The organism is Streptomyces sp. MspMP-M5 (genome assembly GCF_000373585.1).
Taxonomy (GTDB): domain Bacteria; phylum Actinomycetota; class Actinomycetes; order Streptomycetales; family Streptomycetaceae; genus Streptomyces.
The window spans coordinates 27,743-41,959 of record NZ_KB891895.1; the positions used below are offsets into that span (position 1 = coordinate 27,743).

11 protein-coding genes are annotated in these 14,217 nt (G+C 68.9%); 6 read left to right on the plus strand and 5 right to left on the minus strand.

Features of this window, described 5'->3' with window-relative positions; all coding sequences use genetic code 11:
* Entirely contained in the window at nucleotides 1-2,391 is a 2,391-nt protein-coding gene (locus B073_RS47220; protein ID WP_199788171.1) for a hypothetical protein, read from the plus strand.
* Between the two features lie 260 nt (nucleotides 2,392-2,651).
* Complete coding sequence (locus B073_RS42840) at nucleotides 2,652-4,490, plus strand: serine/threonine protein kinase (RefSeq protein WP_158690160.1); 1,839 nt, start codon at nucleotides 2,652-2,654, stop codon at nucleotides 4,488-4,490.
* Between the two features lie 327 nt (nucleotides 4,491-4,817).
* On the opposite strand, the gene B073_RS46505 is transcribed toward B073_RS42840, so the two are convergent.
* From B073_RS46505 to B073_RS0119425, 3 genes are all read right to left on the minus strand, one after another.
* Nucleotides 4,818-4,988, minus strand: a complete 171-nt coding sequence (locus tag B073_RS46505) for a hypothetical protein (RefSeq protein WP_158690161.1) — start codon at nucleotides 4,986-4,988, stop codon at nucleotides 4,818-4,820.
* A gap of 297 nt (nucleotides 4,989-5,285) precedes the next feature.
* Nucleotides 5,286-6,152, minus strand: coding sequence for an NAD(P)H-binding protein (locus tag B073_RS0119420; RefSeq protein WP_018539748.1), 867 nt, complete (start codon nucleotides 6,150-6,152; stop codon nucleotides 5,286-5,288).
* Nucleotides 6,149-6,592, minus strand: coding sequence for a nuclear transport factor 2 family protein (locus B073_RS0119425; RefSeq protein ID WP_234025122.1), 444 nt, complete (start codon nucleotides 6,590-6,592; stop codon nucleotides 6,149-6,151). The genes B073_RS0119420 and B073_RS0119425 overlap by 4 nt, the downstream gene beginning before the upstream one ends.
* 130 nt (nucleotides 6,593-6,722) lie before the next feature.
* On the opposite strand from B073_RS0119425, the gene B073_RS0119430 reads away from it, so the two are divergent.
* Nucleotides 6,723-7,562, plus strand: a complete 840-nt coding sequence (locus B073_RS0119430; protein WP_018539750.1) for a helix-turn-helix transcriptional regulator — start codon at nucleotides 6,723-6,725, stop codon at nucleotides 7,560-7,562.
* A 430-nt stretch (nucleotides 7,563-7,992) separates the two neighbouring features.
* Here B073_RS0119430 and B073_RS0119435 read toward each other — a convergent pair whose 3' ends face one another.
* Together B073_RS0119435 and B073_RS0119440 are read right to left on the minus strand one after the other, a co-directional pair.
* Nucleotides 7,993-9,369: a S53 family peptidase gene (locus tag B073_RS0119435; RefSeq protein ID WP_018539751.1), complete on the minus strand. Its 1,377-nt coding sequence runs from the start codon at nucleotides 9,367-9,369 to the stop codon at nucleotides 7,993-7,995.
* Between the two features lie 267 nt (nucleotides 9,370-9,636).
* A complete protein-coding gene (locus B073_RS0119440) occupies nucleotides 9,637-10,542 on the minus strand; it encodes a LysR family transcriptional regulator (RefSeq protein ID WP_018539752.1) in 906 nt (301 codons plus the stop codon).
* A gap of 137 nt (nucleotides 10,543-10,679) precedes the next feature.
* Between B073_RS0119440 and B073_RS0119445 the strand changes: the two genes are divergently transcribed.
* The 3 genes from B073_RS0119445 (at nucleotide 10,680) to B073_RS0119455 (ending at nucleotide 14,107) form a co-directional block, all read left to right on the plus strand.
* Nucleotides 10,680-11,417, plus strand: coding sequence for an acetoacetate decarboxylase (locus tag B073_RS0119445; RefSeq protein WP_018539753.1), 738 nt, complete (start codon nucleotides 10,680-10,682; stop codon nucleotides 11,415-11,417).
* An 81-nt stretch (nucleotides 11,418-11,498) separates the two neighbouring features.
* Nucleotides 11,499-12,518, plus strand: coding sequence for a 3-hydroxyacyl-CoA dehydrogenase NAD-binding domain-containing protein (locus B073_RS0119450; RefSeq protein ID WP_018539754.1), 1,020 nt, complete (start codon nucleotides 11,499-11,501; stop codon nucleotides 12,516-12,518).
* 68 nt (nucleotides 12,519-12,586) lie between these two features.
* Nucleotides 12,587-14,107: a CoA transferase gene (locus B073_RS0119455; RefSeq protein ID WP_267881424.1), complete on the plus strand. Its 1,521-nt coding sequence runs from the start codon at nucleotides 12,587-12,589 to the stop codon at nucleotides 14,105-14,107.
* Nucleotides 14,108-14,217: the final 110 nt, after the last annotated feature.

Genomic DNA, 14,217 nt, shown 5'->3' on the forward strand with positions numbered 1-14,217 from the left:
ATGAGCACACCACTGAGAGTTCGCCTGCGTCGGCGCCTGGCGTCCGCGCTCGCGATCGTCTCTGCGTCCGGGATGATGCTGGTCGGGCTTCCGCCTGCCCTCGCGTACGCCGCGCCGGGCGACACCGCGAAGATCATCGGTGGGAAGCGCTGCGACGAGTACCACCTCGGAAAGACGTACTCCCGTACCCCTGCGAACTCCGGCGCACCCATCGGCGGCGGCCAGTTCGAGGAAACCTGGAGCGGCCCGCCCGAGCAGTACTCCTACGACAACACCTTCAAGGGCTGGGACAACCTCCCCGCTCCCAGCCCCGGGGACCTTGCCGCCGCCGGTAACACGGACGCCGACATCGGCAAGTGGGATGCCAAGTACGCCCAGACGAAGCACCCGGACGACATGAAGCGAGCCATCTACGCCCGCTACGGCCGGTTCAAGGCGACGGCGAAGAACCCGAACATCGGCTGGGGCAACTGGTTGAAGAACCGGCTGATCCTCAATCAGAAGAACAACCGCAAGGGGTCCGCCTTCGAGGCCAAGACCGTCCGCGACTTCAACATGGTCGGCCCGGACTGGCTGTGCGAGGTCACGATCGAGATACGCGACAAGGATGGCAACCTTCTCGCCCGCCGTAAGTACGACGCCTACAACCAGAAGCAAGACGAGTTCGCCGAGTTCAAGTCCACCGCGAAGTACCGCTCCAAGCAGTTACGCGACGACAACATCGTTCTGCGGCACAAGGACTCCAATCACGACTTCACCAAGAACAAGCTCGTCATCTACGGCGGCGAGAAAGCCGCCAAAGGGACCGTCAACCAGTACGGCAAGCTCAACAAGGAACTCCAAGGCGAGCGCGCCATCACAGGCAACCCGGTCCGGATCTACCAGCGCAACGCCACTGGCCAGGGCGTCTACCCCACCACGAAGTACTCCAAGACGTACAACGTGATGAACCCCAACCCCCGGCAGGGGTCGGCCGGCCCGATCAACGACGTCGCCTTCGGCTCCGGTAAGACACCAGCCGAAGGAAAGGCGATCCAGCGCGAGTACAACGCAGTCAACTCCCGCTCCGCGCTCGGCCGCGGCCCCGGCGGCGTCGACTTCACCACCCTGGAACTCCAGTACGTCGGAAACCCCGTCAAGGGCAAGGCACTGGACTACTCCTTCAAGGCCGACTACGTGGACGACGAGGACACCACCCCGGGCTACGGCGGCCAGGCCAAGCTCCAGCTCGCCTCCGACGCCATGTTCACCTGGCTCGCGCTCACACCGGAAAAGTTCTGGGTCAACCTCAACCCGGACCAGCCCGACAAGATCATGGACTCCACCTTCGCGAAGACCGATGCCGGCCGCATCCTGCTGGACGCCGACTTCGCGATGAAGACCGACTTCGCACACGCCATCAACCCCAACAAGAACCCGCAGGCCAAGACGTTCTGGGACACCGTCCCCCGACGCGACGACCTGCCCTGCTTCCCCTCCGTGCGGCTGTGGATCGAACCCAAGCCCGCCAAGGTCCGCGAACAGGACGGCGGGATCTACATCCTCGACGCCCCATTGAAGGTGTCCACCCAGTGGATGGACGTCAAGTACCACCCACCCGGCGCCCGCGTCTGCAACCTCACCGACCCGGAGAAGCACACCAGCGAAGCCCTGCTGCGCCGCTACGTGATGCCGCAGGTCGACAAGCAGGTCAACACCTCCCCCACGTACGCTGACCTGCGCCGCGTGTACAAGTCCCGGGTGGCCGCCGAGTTCATCCGCCAGCAGGACGCGAAGAAGGCCACCGACTTCCGGCCGATCATCAACAGCAACAACGTGAGCCGGTGGCCGCTGCGTGCCCCGAACCAGAACTGGACCAAGCAGGGAACGTACGACAAGTACATGAAGTCCCTACGCCAGGGCATCGACTGGTTCGAACTCCGCTACGGCGGCAAGGTCTACAACCAAGGCGTGGGTGGCGTCGACTTCTCCAAGCAGCCCGAACAGAAGCTCAGCCGAGCCCGCTTCACCGTCGAGCACCCGGCCCTGGACAAGACCACCAAGCGGTCCGTCCGCGAGGAGACGGGCTACCGCAGCACCTACACCGGCTACTTCGGCGGCAACGGCGCCGCGAAGATCGACAACGGGGGCACCACCCCACCCACCCCGACACCGACGCCCACGGGCAAGCCCACCCCCACCCACAGCCCGGGCAGCCCGACACCGAGCAACCCCGGCACCCACACTCCGCCGGCCAGCACACCGCCCCACAATGACGACGGAAACAAGGGCGGAGGCGGCCTCGCCAACACCGGCACCCAGATCGGAGCGGCCGTTGCCACCGCCGCACTGCTCCTGGCCGTCGGCTTCATCCTGTTCCGCGTGAAGCGACGCCGCTTTACACAGAACTGACCAGCACGCCCGACATCACACAGTGACTGCGGCCCCCTTTCCCCATCCCGGCCGGGACGGAGAAAGGAGGCCGCCTCGTGTGACCAGCGATGACACGTCGCCCCTACGGGGTGATGTCGGGCGTGTTCGCTGACGAAATTCGGTCGGTCCGGCAGCCCTGTGGGGCGTGAACGGGCATGCCCATTAGGCGAGTTGGACAGGAACCAAAGCTGACGCGGGCTCGTCAGTGCCTGCGTCAACTGGATGGAGGGGGAATTTCCGTGACGGATCCTTTCGGCATGGGCGTGTTCGCCTTAAGCGGGGAACTACGGAACCTCGGCCCGTACCGGCTGCTCGGACAGCTGGCCACCGGCGGCATGGGCGTGGTCTATCTCGGGAGGGATCCGGGCTCAGGCCGGATCGCTGCCGTCAAGACGCTGCTGGCTCCGGGCGGCGTCAGTGAGGAGGCCCGGAAACGTTTCAACCGCGAGGTCAAGCTCGCCCACCGTGTCACGAGCTCGTACACCGCACGGGTCCTGGACTCCGACGTCGACGCGGGCCGGCCGTGGATGGCCATGGAATACGTCCCGGCGCCGTCGTTGGAGGCGCTGGTGGTGCAGAAAGGGCCCCTGGCCGACCCTCGTGCGGTGCGCTGGATCGCCTCCGGCGTGGTCCGGGCCCTGGCCGAGCTGCATGACAAGGGGATCGTGCACCGGGACGTCAAGCCCCTGAACATCCTGCTGTGCTCTGACGGTCCCAAGGTCATCGACTTTGGCATCTCCCATGCCAGCGACCTCACCAGCACCAAGCTCACCCTCGGCACCATCGCCTTCGCCGCACCCGAGCAGGCCCAGGGGCACCCCAGCACACCAGCCTCGGACATCTACGCACTCGGCGTCACCCTGTACTACGTGGCCTGTGGAAAGCTGCCGTATCCGGAGACCAGTGAGCCGCTCCAGCAGCTCAACTATGTGCGGCAGGCCGCCATCGATCTGGACGGGCTTCCCACGGGTTTGGACGAGGTGGTCGGCAACTGTCTCGCGGCGCGGCCCGACGACCGGCTGACGGCCGAGCAGCTTGTCCGGCGTTTCGAGAGCGGCACCAGCCGGACCCTGTCGGCCGGGTGGACGTCGCTGGTCGCCCAGTACGCGGAGGAGGGCCGACGGCTCCAGCGGGCCGCCGACCAAGCGGAGGCCGAGACAGTCACCCGCAGCTGGACCGTCGGCCCGAGCGGGACCCGTCACCTCACCGAGGAGGACCGCCAGGACGGGGTGCGGAAGTCCGGACGGCCGGATCCGGACGTTCCGGGCCTGAAGCCGGAGACAGGCCCGCAGAGCGCGACAGCCAACGGGCAGGGGGCCGGTCGGCAAAGCCCGGACTCCAAGTCGACGCCACCGGTCACGGCTCCCGGCGGCAGTACGCCGCCGAGCACCGGACCGAGTGAGCCGACGCCCCGCCGGGGCGGCTGGAAGAGCGAGTACCTCTACGCACTGCTGGGTGTCGCAGCCCTTGTTGTCAGCTTGGTCATCAACTTCCACGGAAACCACTCAAACAACTCGCCCGACCCCTCGCGCACCCCTCACACCAGCAGCCCGGGAACCGCCGGGGACTCGGGCAGTGACGACTCCGGCGGAGTGGAGAACAGCCCCAAGCCCACTCCCCCCAGCCCAGAGGACAAGGCGTTCGCCAGCATCAGCATCGACGACTGTCTGGACAACTACAACAACCCCGACGGGGCGTGGTCGCCCAAAACTCCGCACCCGGCTAGCTGCACCGGTACGGGGTCCTACTACCGTGTGATGTCGATCGTCCACGACTCCCACAACTGCTCGGATACATACGACTACCACTGGTCCCACGACAACGACGACGGCACCACGACCGCCTTCTGCCTGAACCGCAACTTCCGTGTCGCCCAGTGCGAGTTCGCCGACAAGGAGGATGTCCTGTACCGCAACCAGATCACCCCCTGCGATGGCCACATCCCCGACAAGTACAAGTACATCGTCAGGATCACGGGTGTGTACTCCAATAAGGACGACTGCGGAGACCAGGAGCACTGGCAGATCAACGGTCGCGGCACTGTCCTGTGCGGCAAGGAGATCCAAAAAGCAAGCTAGTAGATTGTCGCGGCTAAGTACGCTTCTGGTTGGTGGAGTTGATGGCCGGGCAGTCTCCCCTCGTTGCTTCGCTTCGGCTGGGTGGGGGTGTCATGTCGTCGCAGAAGAAGTATCCGGTTGCCTTGAGTGCTGAGGATCGTCGACCTGGTGGGAATGACACCGAACGCGCGCCACGTGCCGAGTGCGGACCTGGAGGTTGACGCTCCCTACCCGACCAGGTCACCGTCTCCGTCCTGGCCACCTCCTACCGGCCTCGGTGACCAACGGGCCGGCCGGATCGCGAGCGGTCGCATGCGCCTGCTGACGGATGAGCTGCACTATTGAGCATCACGAACAGCGCCGCGCCCGCCGCATCGAGGGCGGTCGTGGGCAGTCCCGCGCACAGGCTCGCCACTGCTGTTCGAGGTCGATGTCGGCGCCTCGCATGAGGGCGATCCCCAGGTTGGTGGCGGGATCCAGTTCGTTGTCGTTCGCTCCCTTCGAATTGCTCGGCGTCATTGCCTGATGCCGGAGATCAGGCGTCGGACCGCGGTACGACCGGCAACCACGCGGGACGTGCACCGCGGCGGTCTGCCGTGCAAGGGGCACAGAGGGCAGAGGGCATCGCGGACGAGGCGCAGTGGATACCTGGGCGTCGAACTGGGTGCCTTCCGCCCGCGCGGCCGCGCCATGACAACGAAGAGACAGCGACAACGGCTGTCCACGTCAAGGGGGAGCGCCCGGCCCCCCTTTGAGGAGACATGCGGCGGTGGAGCGGTGCGAGCACCGGCCGTGGGCTGACGGGCCCACGCACGATCAGCGTTCGGGCACCCCGAGGTCCACCCATGCGTTTGCGTGGTCCTGGACGAATGCGGTGAAGGTGCGGGGTGGGCGGCCGGTCAGGTCCAGCACCGCGGTGCTGACCTGATCTTCCCGTCCCGCCCTGATGCCGTCTTCCACCGCGGCGAGGGCGGCCGCGAACTCGGCAGGCATGCCTACGGCCCGGTAGTTGGCCGCCTGCTCATCGGTCGCGATGTGCACCATCCGGACCGGCCGCCCGGTGCGGGCAGTGAGGATCGCCGCAGCATCCTGGTAGCTCAATGCCTGCGGCCCGGTGAGCAGGTAGTCGCGCCGGTCGTCGGGTTCGACACCGGAGTCGGCCAGCAGGGCGGAGGCGGCCGCCGCGATGTCCCGCGCATCGATCCAACCCACACGACCGGCACCGGCGGCGGTGCGGATCTCGCCATGCCGCCGGATCCGCTCGCCCAGCGGGTGCGGGCGCAGAAAGTTCTGCATGAACCCGGACGCGCGCAGTACGGCCCACCCGGGCTGGGCCCGCACCCGCGCGGCCAGCTCCAGCGCGCTGGGAGCGTTCGGCAGCACGGCGGCGGAGCCGAGGAGCACCAACCTGCGCACACGGAGGCGTTGCGCCTCGGCCAGGAACGGCCGGACCAGCGGCATAGGATCCACCGAGTTCGTCGGAGGCACCAGGAAGACCCGGTCCATCCCGTGCAGCGCGGCCGCGTGGGTGGCCGGGTCACCCCAGTCGAACCGCGCCGCGTCAGGATCACCGTCAGACGGGTTGCGGCTGGCCACCCGGACCGCCACGCCGCCTCCGCGCAACAGTTCCGTCAGCGCGCTCCCGGTCTTCCCCGTGCCACCGGTGACCAGTACGCCCGTCATCCAGCGGCCTTGGAGCGCAGTGCGTCGAGCAGCTCGGGCAGTGTCCCGGCAGCCTCGGCGACGGCCAACGGGCTCCAGTAGTCCCGGTAGCGGGTGATCAAACCGTCCTGGATGGTGATGACTGCGATGTAGTCCAGCCGATAGGGCTCTCCGGTGCGCACCGTGTGGCCCTTGCCGGTGAACTCCACCACGATGGTCTCCGGCCGTTCCGTGTGGTGCACGGTGACCGAGGACATCTCTCGCATGTCTACCAGCCCCGGGAGGGCAGACAGGTAGCTGCGGACCTCTTCCCGGCCGGCCAAGCGGCACGGCGAGCTTCCCGCGGCGAAGGGGAACTCGACCGTGCCGTCTTGCGCCCACAAGTCGGCGACGGCGTCCGTGTTCTTGGCCAGTATCAGATCCAGCAGGCGACGGAATGCTTCTTCGGGAGTGCTCGGCACGGTGTCCTCCAATGTTCGACGAGGTGTGACCGGTCCAGACTGGCCGCGAACCCACCGCCGGAGAACGGCCAGTTGAGCCCCGGACCAGCAGTCCGTGGCTACGTCGGGCACCTCGTGACACCATCAGTGGGTGAGCAGAGGCGAACTGGCGGACTTCCTGCGCCGCCGGCGGGAGGCACTACGTCCGGACCAGGTGCCGACCGCCGTCACCCACCCGCCGGGCCGGCGCGCCCGGCGCACTCCCGGGCTGCGCCGCGAAGAGGTAGCCGATCTGGCCGGGGTGTCGGTCAGCTACTACGAACGGCTGGAGCAGGCCCGCGCACCGCGTCCGTCCCCGGAGGTGTTGGCCGCGCTGGGTACGGCGCTGCGGCTCACAGCCACGGAGCGCGAGCATTTGGCGCGGCTGGCCGGGCAGGTCCCGCCCGGCACAAAAGCCGATCGGGGGCCAGTGCCCGGCGAGGCGCACCAGCTACTGGACCGACTCGGGCCGATCCCCGCCTACCTGGTCGACGAGCGGCAGGACATCTTGGCCTGGAACGATGCGGCAGCCGCGCTGATCACCGATTTCGGTCAACTGCCCGTCGAGGAACGCAACGTCGTGCGGCTGTCCATCCGGCTGTGCGACACCCTGTGCTCGGCACCGGCAGGCGCGGAGGGCGAGTTCGCCCGGCAGGTCGCAGCCCAGCTGCGCACGACCAGTGTGCGGTATCCGGCCGACCGTGCGCTGGGTGAGCTGATCAACGAGTTCGCCGCGCACAGCCCGCACTTCGCCGCCGGCTGGCGCGACCACCATGTCCGTCCCATCGCAACGCTGCGCAAGTTCCTGCGCCACCCCGAGCTGGGCGAGCTGGAGCTGGACTGCCAGACCCTGCTGCTGCCTGGCACCAACCTGCAGGTGGTGATGTACACCGCGGAGCCAGGCAGTCCGAGCGCCGCCGCACTCGCCCGGCTCGGAGCCGGCGTCGAGTGACCCGGGCTCACCGGCGGTGGGAGGCGTCCAGCGGGAAACGGCCCGGCCGGCGCTCATTCCCCGCGGTCGCGGTGGCCGGACGCCGCCGCCGCGCCGCCGGCCGCCCGCGCCCGGACACGCGTACTGCGCAAGCAAGTCGAGCAGGCCATGCTCCTCGGTGACTCCTCAGGCGGCTGGGCCGCACACGCCGCCGCCGAACTGTGCGCAGCACAGACCCCGCCCACCGGACTCGTGCTGCTCGACACCCCTTCTCCCACAGCACGTCAGCTCCAGTCAGGCGGCCGCGGTACTGCACCACCTCCTCGACCCCGGCTGGGGCTGGGACGACTGGTGGAGCTGCCCGACGCGGGCGTGGCGGCTCACGAGGAATCCGGTACAGCGGTGCGGTCCGGGCCCGGCGAGGCCCGGACCGCGCGGGGCGGTGTGCGGGTCAGCCGCGGTGGCTTGCCCGGGCGAGGGCCGGGACGAAGCGGGCGGCGTCCACGGTGCCGATGCCGGTGGCCATGTCGTAGCCGTTGACGGCGGTGTAGCCGGTGACGCCTTCGTAGCTGTTGTTCGTACCATCGTTGACGTCGACGATGCCGGTGCTCTTGCCGTGGGCAGAGTGCTTGTAGAGCGTGTACAGCGCGTCGTTGATGTTGCCGAGGCGGCGGCCGGCGGCCTGGTCGGCGAGGGCGACGATGCCGGAGAAGAGCGGAGCCGCCTCGCTGGTGCCGCCGGTGATGCCCCAGCCGGTGGCGGTCGGGTCGTAGCTGGAGTAGATCCAGGCGCCGCCGTCGACGGCGGCGGTCATCGAGATGTCCGGGGTGCCGCGGCGGTCGCCGACGGTGCTCTTCACCACGTTCTGGAAGGCCGGGCGGGTGAAGACGTGCGACTGGCCGCCGCCGCCCGCGCCGTGGTCGTTGTAGACGCTGTCCGGCTTGATGCGCTGACCCTTGTCGTTCAGGTGCAGCTGGGTGCCACCGACCGAGGTGACCAACGGGTCGGAGGACGGCCAGGAGTTGACGCGCTCCTTGTAGAAGCCCTTTCCGTCGGCGGTGTTGTCGGTGGCACCGCCGTCACCGGAGGAGGCGAGGACGGTGACGTGCTTCTTGGCAGCCTCCTTGAAGGCGTACCGCAGGTTCTTGATGCTCGAGAAGTCGCCCTTGTCGAAGCCGGGGAACGTGTTCTCGGTGGCGCCGAAGCTCTGGCTGATCACATCGCCGACGCCGCGGTCGATCATGGCCTTCTCGGCGTCCATCATCTCCGGCAGACCGGTGGTGCCCTCGGTCTCGGCGACCGCCGTCTCCACCAGGACGATCTTCGCGTCGGGCGCCACGGCGTGGGCCATCTCGACGTCGAGGGTGGTCTCGCCGGCCCAGCCGGTCATGTCGGGGTTCTTGGGGTCGAACGCGGGGACGTTGCCCCACTTGACCACGTTCACCTTGGTGCTGGGGATGCCGAACTGCTTGCTGTAGACGTCCAGATCGTGCTGGACGGTCGGCGAGCCGAAGGAGTCCACGATGACGATCGTGCGGCCCTTGCCCGTGATTCCCTTGCTGTAGAGCGCGTTGAGGTTGTACGCCGTGCGGTACTGGAGGGGGTCGTAGCAGGCGAGCTTGTACTTGGCCCGGCACTCCGCGATGGAGAGCGGGCTGCCCACGCCGTGCACCAACTGGTGCCCGGCGATGGCCGGGACGGCCTTGGTGTGCGGCACGGCGGCGGTACCGGTACCGACGAGCGGGGTGGTCGCCAGGGCGACGACGGTGAGGGTGGCGGTTGCGGCCGTCGCGGCCGCGGCACGTCTACTGGGGCGGGCTATGCGCATGAATTCTCCCTGAGTGGGCCTGAGCCGCACAAAGCGGCTGTCGCGATCCCATCGTTAAAGTCATGCTCAGGACAAGATTGTTTAAATGCCCATGTCGAACGCTTTACCGAAATGCGGTGACCCGGCGGCGTGGGAGGCCGCTCGCGGCGGGCGCCCGGCGCGGCGGGGAGCGTCAGCAGGAGCCACTCCTCCCCCGCCGCAGCGGAGGCAATCACGAGGCACGTTTCTCACCCAGGCCGTTCTCCGCGGGCTGCTTCGCAGCCGCAGTCATGGTCGGGCGTGGCGGGTGATGAGTTCGAGGAGGCGGTGGACTGCGGCGTCGGTGTCGGGTCGGTGGACGGCGGCGACGGTGGTCTTCAGGTGGGGCGAGGATCCGCGCAGCGGTACGAAGGCGATGCCGGGGACGGGGAAGCCGCGCAGATCTTCCGGGACCAGGCTGACGCACAGTCCGGCGGCGACGTAGCCGAGCAGTCCGGTGAGGTCGTCGACGGTGGCGTGGAGGTGCGGGGAGAATCCCGCGTCGCCGCAGGCCAGCTCGGCCTGGTGGGCGAGGCCGGGGAGGGTCGCCGTGCTGGGAAGGACGAAGGCGTCGTCGCGGAGGTCGTCCAGGGCGATCGTCTCCGCTCCGGCCAGCCGGTGCTTGTCGGGCAGGGCGGCGACGATGCGTTCGGTGGCGAAGTCGCGGACGGCCAAGTCGTCCGACAGGGGTGAGGGGTCCCGGATGAACGCCAGGTCCAGGGCGCCGGCACGCAGCATCTCCACCAGGCTGACGGTGGTGTCCTGGCGCAAGTGAATGCGCAGTCCGGGGAGTTCAGCGGCGGCGGCCCCCAGCAGCCGGGGAAGGTAGCGGTGGCTCAGGATGCTCACATATCCCACCCGTACGTCCCCCTCCAGGCCGTGTGCGACGCGGCGGACCCGCTCGATGGCCGCGGAGTGGGCGTCCAGCAGCCGTCGCGCCTCCGTGACGAAGGCCGCACCCGCGGGTGTCAGGCGCACACCGCGCGGGCCGCGCGAGGCGCGCTCCAGGAGCGTCACCCCCAGGCCGCGCTCCAAGCGCTGAATGGCCTGGCTGAGCGGAGGCTGGCGCATGGAGAGCCGTTCCGCTGCCCGGCCGTAGTGCTTCTCCTCGGCGATGGCCAGGAACTGTTCCAGCAGGCGTTGCGTGATCTCCATATGGCACAGCATATCGAGTCTGCCTGAAACATATATTGGACAGACATGATCGTGGTGGCGTGCACTGGTGCACAGGCGCTGAGCGGAAGCCTCTGCTCCGCGCCGTTCACAGGCACAGGCGTCTGAAGGAAGCCACCATGCACAAGCACGACGTCGCCCGGCTGTTCACCACCCCGCTGGACGCGCCCGCATTCGCCCCCACCCGGTACCGGTTCACCGACCGCGAGTACCTGAACATCACCTACCGCACCGATCCCGAGGCCCTGCGGCGCGTCGTACCCGAACCGCTGTCGGTGCCCGAGCCGCTGGTGCGGTTCGAGGTCATGCGCATGCCCGACGTGACGGGCCTGGGCGACTACACGGAGGCGGGCCAGGTGGTCCCCGTCGCGTACGAGGGCGAGCGCGGCGAGTACAACCTGGCGATGTACCTCGACAGTGTCCCGGCCATCTCCAGTGGACGGGAGCTGAGCGCCTACCCGAAGAAGGCCGGCCGCCCCCGGCTCTACGTCGACTCCGACACCCTGGTGGGCACCCTCGACTACGGCTCACTGCGCGTGGCCACCGCCACCATGGGCTACAAGCACCACCCGATGGATCTCGACGAGGCCCGTGCGGAGATCTGCGTGCCCACGTACATGGTCAAGGTGGTGTCCGGCTACGACGGCGGGCCGCGCATCTGCGAACTGGTTCGCACCCAGATCACCGACATCACCGTCAAGAGCGCCTTTCACGGCCCGGCCCGTCTGGAACTGTTCGCCCACGCGCTGGCGCCGGTCGCGGACCTGCCGGTGCTGGAGATCGTCTCTGCCAGTCACATCCTGACCGACCTCACCCTGAGCCCGGCCGACGTCGTCCACGACTACCTCGCCCCCTGACCGTAGGCCCGGCCGCCGTGAGAGCGCACCGACCCGTTGAAGAGAACGCACCGAGAGAGCTGAGAAAGCCGTGAACGCATCATGAACCTACCCACCACCACAGACACCTCCCCCGTATACCGGCGGGCCACGGTCATCGGCGGCGGCGTGATCGGGATCTCGTGGGCCGGCCTGTTCCTCGCCCACGGCCTGGACGTCACCGTCACCGATCCGCGGCCCGATGTGCAGGAACAAGTCCTCACGGGACTTGCCGAGATCGCCCCGGCCCTGGCGGAACTCGGGTTGCCCACGGGGGACTTGACCGCCCGGCTGCGCTTCGAGGCCGACCTGGCCACGGCGGTCGCGGACGCGGACGTCGTGCAGGAGAACGGCCCGGAGCGGCTGGCGGTGAAGCAGGAGATCTGGCAGGTCGTCGAGCGGGCCGCCCCCGCCCATGCGCTGCTGGCCACCTCGACCTCCGGGATTCCCGCCACGGCGATCGCCGAGGCGATGGCGCAGCCCGAGCGGCTGGTGGTCGGCCACCCGTTCAACCCGCCGCATCTCGTGCCGTTGGTGGAGATCGTGCCTGGTGACAAGACCGCCCCGCAGACCCTCCGCGCGGCCCGTGACTTCTACGCGGTCATGGGCAAGAAGCCGCAGGTCCTGCGCAAGGAGATCCCCGGATTCGTCGCCAACCGCCTCCAGTCCGCGCTCTTCCGCGAGTGCGTGCACCTGGTGGCCGAGGGCGTGGTCACCGAGGCCGAGCTCGACGAGATCGTCACCGACTCCATCGGCCTGCGCTGGGCGGTCGCGGGCCCGTTCCGCACCTTCCACCTCGGTGGCGGTCCGGACGGCCTGCCGCACTTCGTCCGCCACCTCGGCCCCGCCATGGAAGCGAGCTGGCCAGAGCTGGGGAACCCCACCTTCGACGAGCCCACCGTGGCGGTACTGACCGAGCAGGCCGAGGAGGCGTTCGGGGCCGAGTCGGTCGGCGAACTCGCCGCCCGCCGTGACCGCGCGCAGATCGCCCTGATGCGGGCCCTTGGCAAGACACCGGACATGACTCCCGACATGACTGCGGAGACGGCTCCGGACCAGGCTGCGGACTCGGCGGCGGCCTGATCCGCGGGCGCGCCGCCGCGCGCAATGCCGCGCCCTACGTCCCTCGTACTCGAAAGACGCAAACGACCATGCCTCCCAAGCCCCAGTCCCCCCAGAACACCATGTCCCTCACCGACAGAATCACCAGGGCGATCGCCGCCCCCGCAACCGACGACGCCTTCGACGTCCACTCCGAGACGTCCGAGGTCCTGGCCGGAATCGGCCTGACGCCGCAGGACACCGGCGGCACCCTCACCTTCCAGGGCGCGGACCCGGTGGTGCCCAGCACGCTGCGGCTGGGGGCGGCTTCCGGCATCGCGCTGGTCGCCAAGTCCGCCGCCGTCGCGGCCCTGTGGCGGGACCGGACCGGTCGCGGCCAGGACATCCACATGGACCTGCGGGTAGGGCCGCACCGGCTGTGCCCGTTCTACGACCAGAAGTGGGAACTGCTCAACGGCTACCCCGGCGGCGTGCCGTCGATCCCCAACATGGCCTACGCCAACGCGTTCTACCGCACGGCGGACGGCCGCTGGATGATGCCGTTCAACATCTACCCGAACATCAAGACCGCCGCCCAGAAGCTGCTGGGCGCCCCCGAGGTTCCCGAGGCGGTCGCCGCCGCCATCGCGCGGTGGAACGCCCGCGAACTGGAGGCGGCCGGGGCCGCGGCCGGGGCGGTGATGCCCATGGTCCGTACGCCCAACGAGATCCTGACCGAGCGCCAGTACACCGACCACCTCGCAGACATGCCGCTGGTGGAGATCACCCGGGTCGGCGACAGCGCCCCCGAACCACTTCCCGAGGCCGCCACGGCCCCGCTCGACGGAGTGCGTGCGCTGGGCATGGGCCACATCATCGCCGGCGCCGGCGCGGGCCGCGCCCTGGCACTGCACGGGGCCGACGTGCTGAACCTGTGGCGGCCCAACGAGCTGGAGCACGACGTCACATACCGCACCGCCAACGTCGGCGTCCGCTCGGCCACCGTAAACCCGTACGCCCCGGAGGGCCTGGCCCTCATCCACGAGCTCCAGGCCGGTGCCGACGTCTTCTTCGCCAACCGCCGCCCCGGCTACCTGGAGTCCATCGGCCTGTCGGAACAGGAAGCGACCAGCCGACGCCCGGGACTGGTCTACGCCACCGTCTCCCTGAACGGGCGCAGCGGCCCCTGGGCCGACTACCTCGGCTTCGACCAGACCGCGGGCGCGCTGACCGGCCTGCTGCACCTGGAAGGCGACGGCGACAAGCCCGCCCTGCCACCGATCACGGTGGTCAATGACTACCTGGTCTCCTGGTTCCTGACCGCCGGCATCGTCGAGGCCCTGCGCCGCCGCGCCGTCGACGGCGGCAGCTACCGCGTGCACGTCTCGCTGTCCCGGGTGGCCCTCTGGATCCTCGGCATGGGCATCTTCGACAAGACCTACGCCACCGAGATCGCCGGCACGGGCGAGGAGCACGCCTACCCCGCCCCGCAGACCTTCACCGCCCACACCCCGCTCGGCCACTACCAGGGTGTCACCGATCAGGTACGGATGTCCGACACCCCGGGCGCGTACCGTTACGCCCTCCTCCCCCGCGGCGCATCCCATCCCCGGTGGCTCCCCCTCATCTGAGGTACCTCATTCCTCAGGGGATGCAACGGATCGGACCGGGCACCGGCCGCCACCTTCCTCCCGGCGGGGCTCCCTCGATGAGGGGCCCCGCTCCACCGCCCGATCCACCG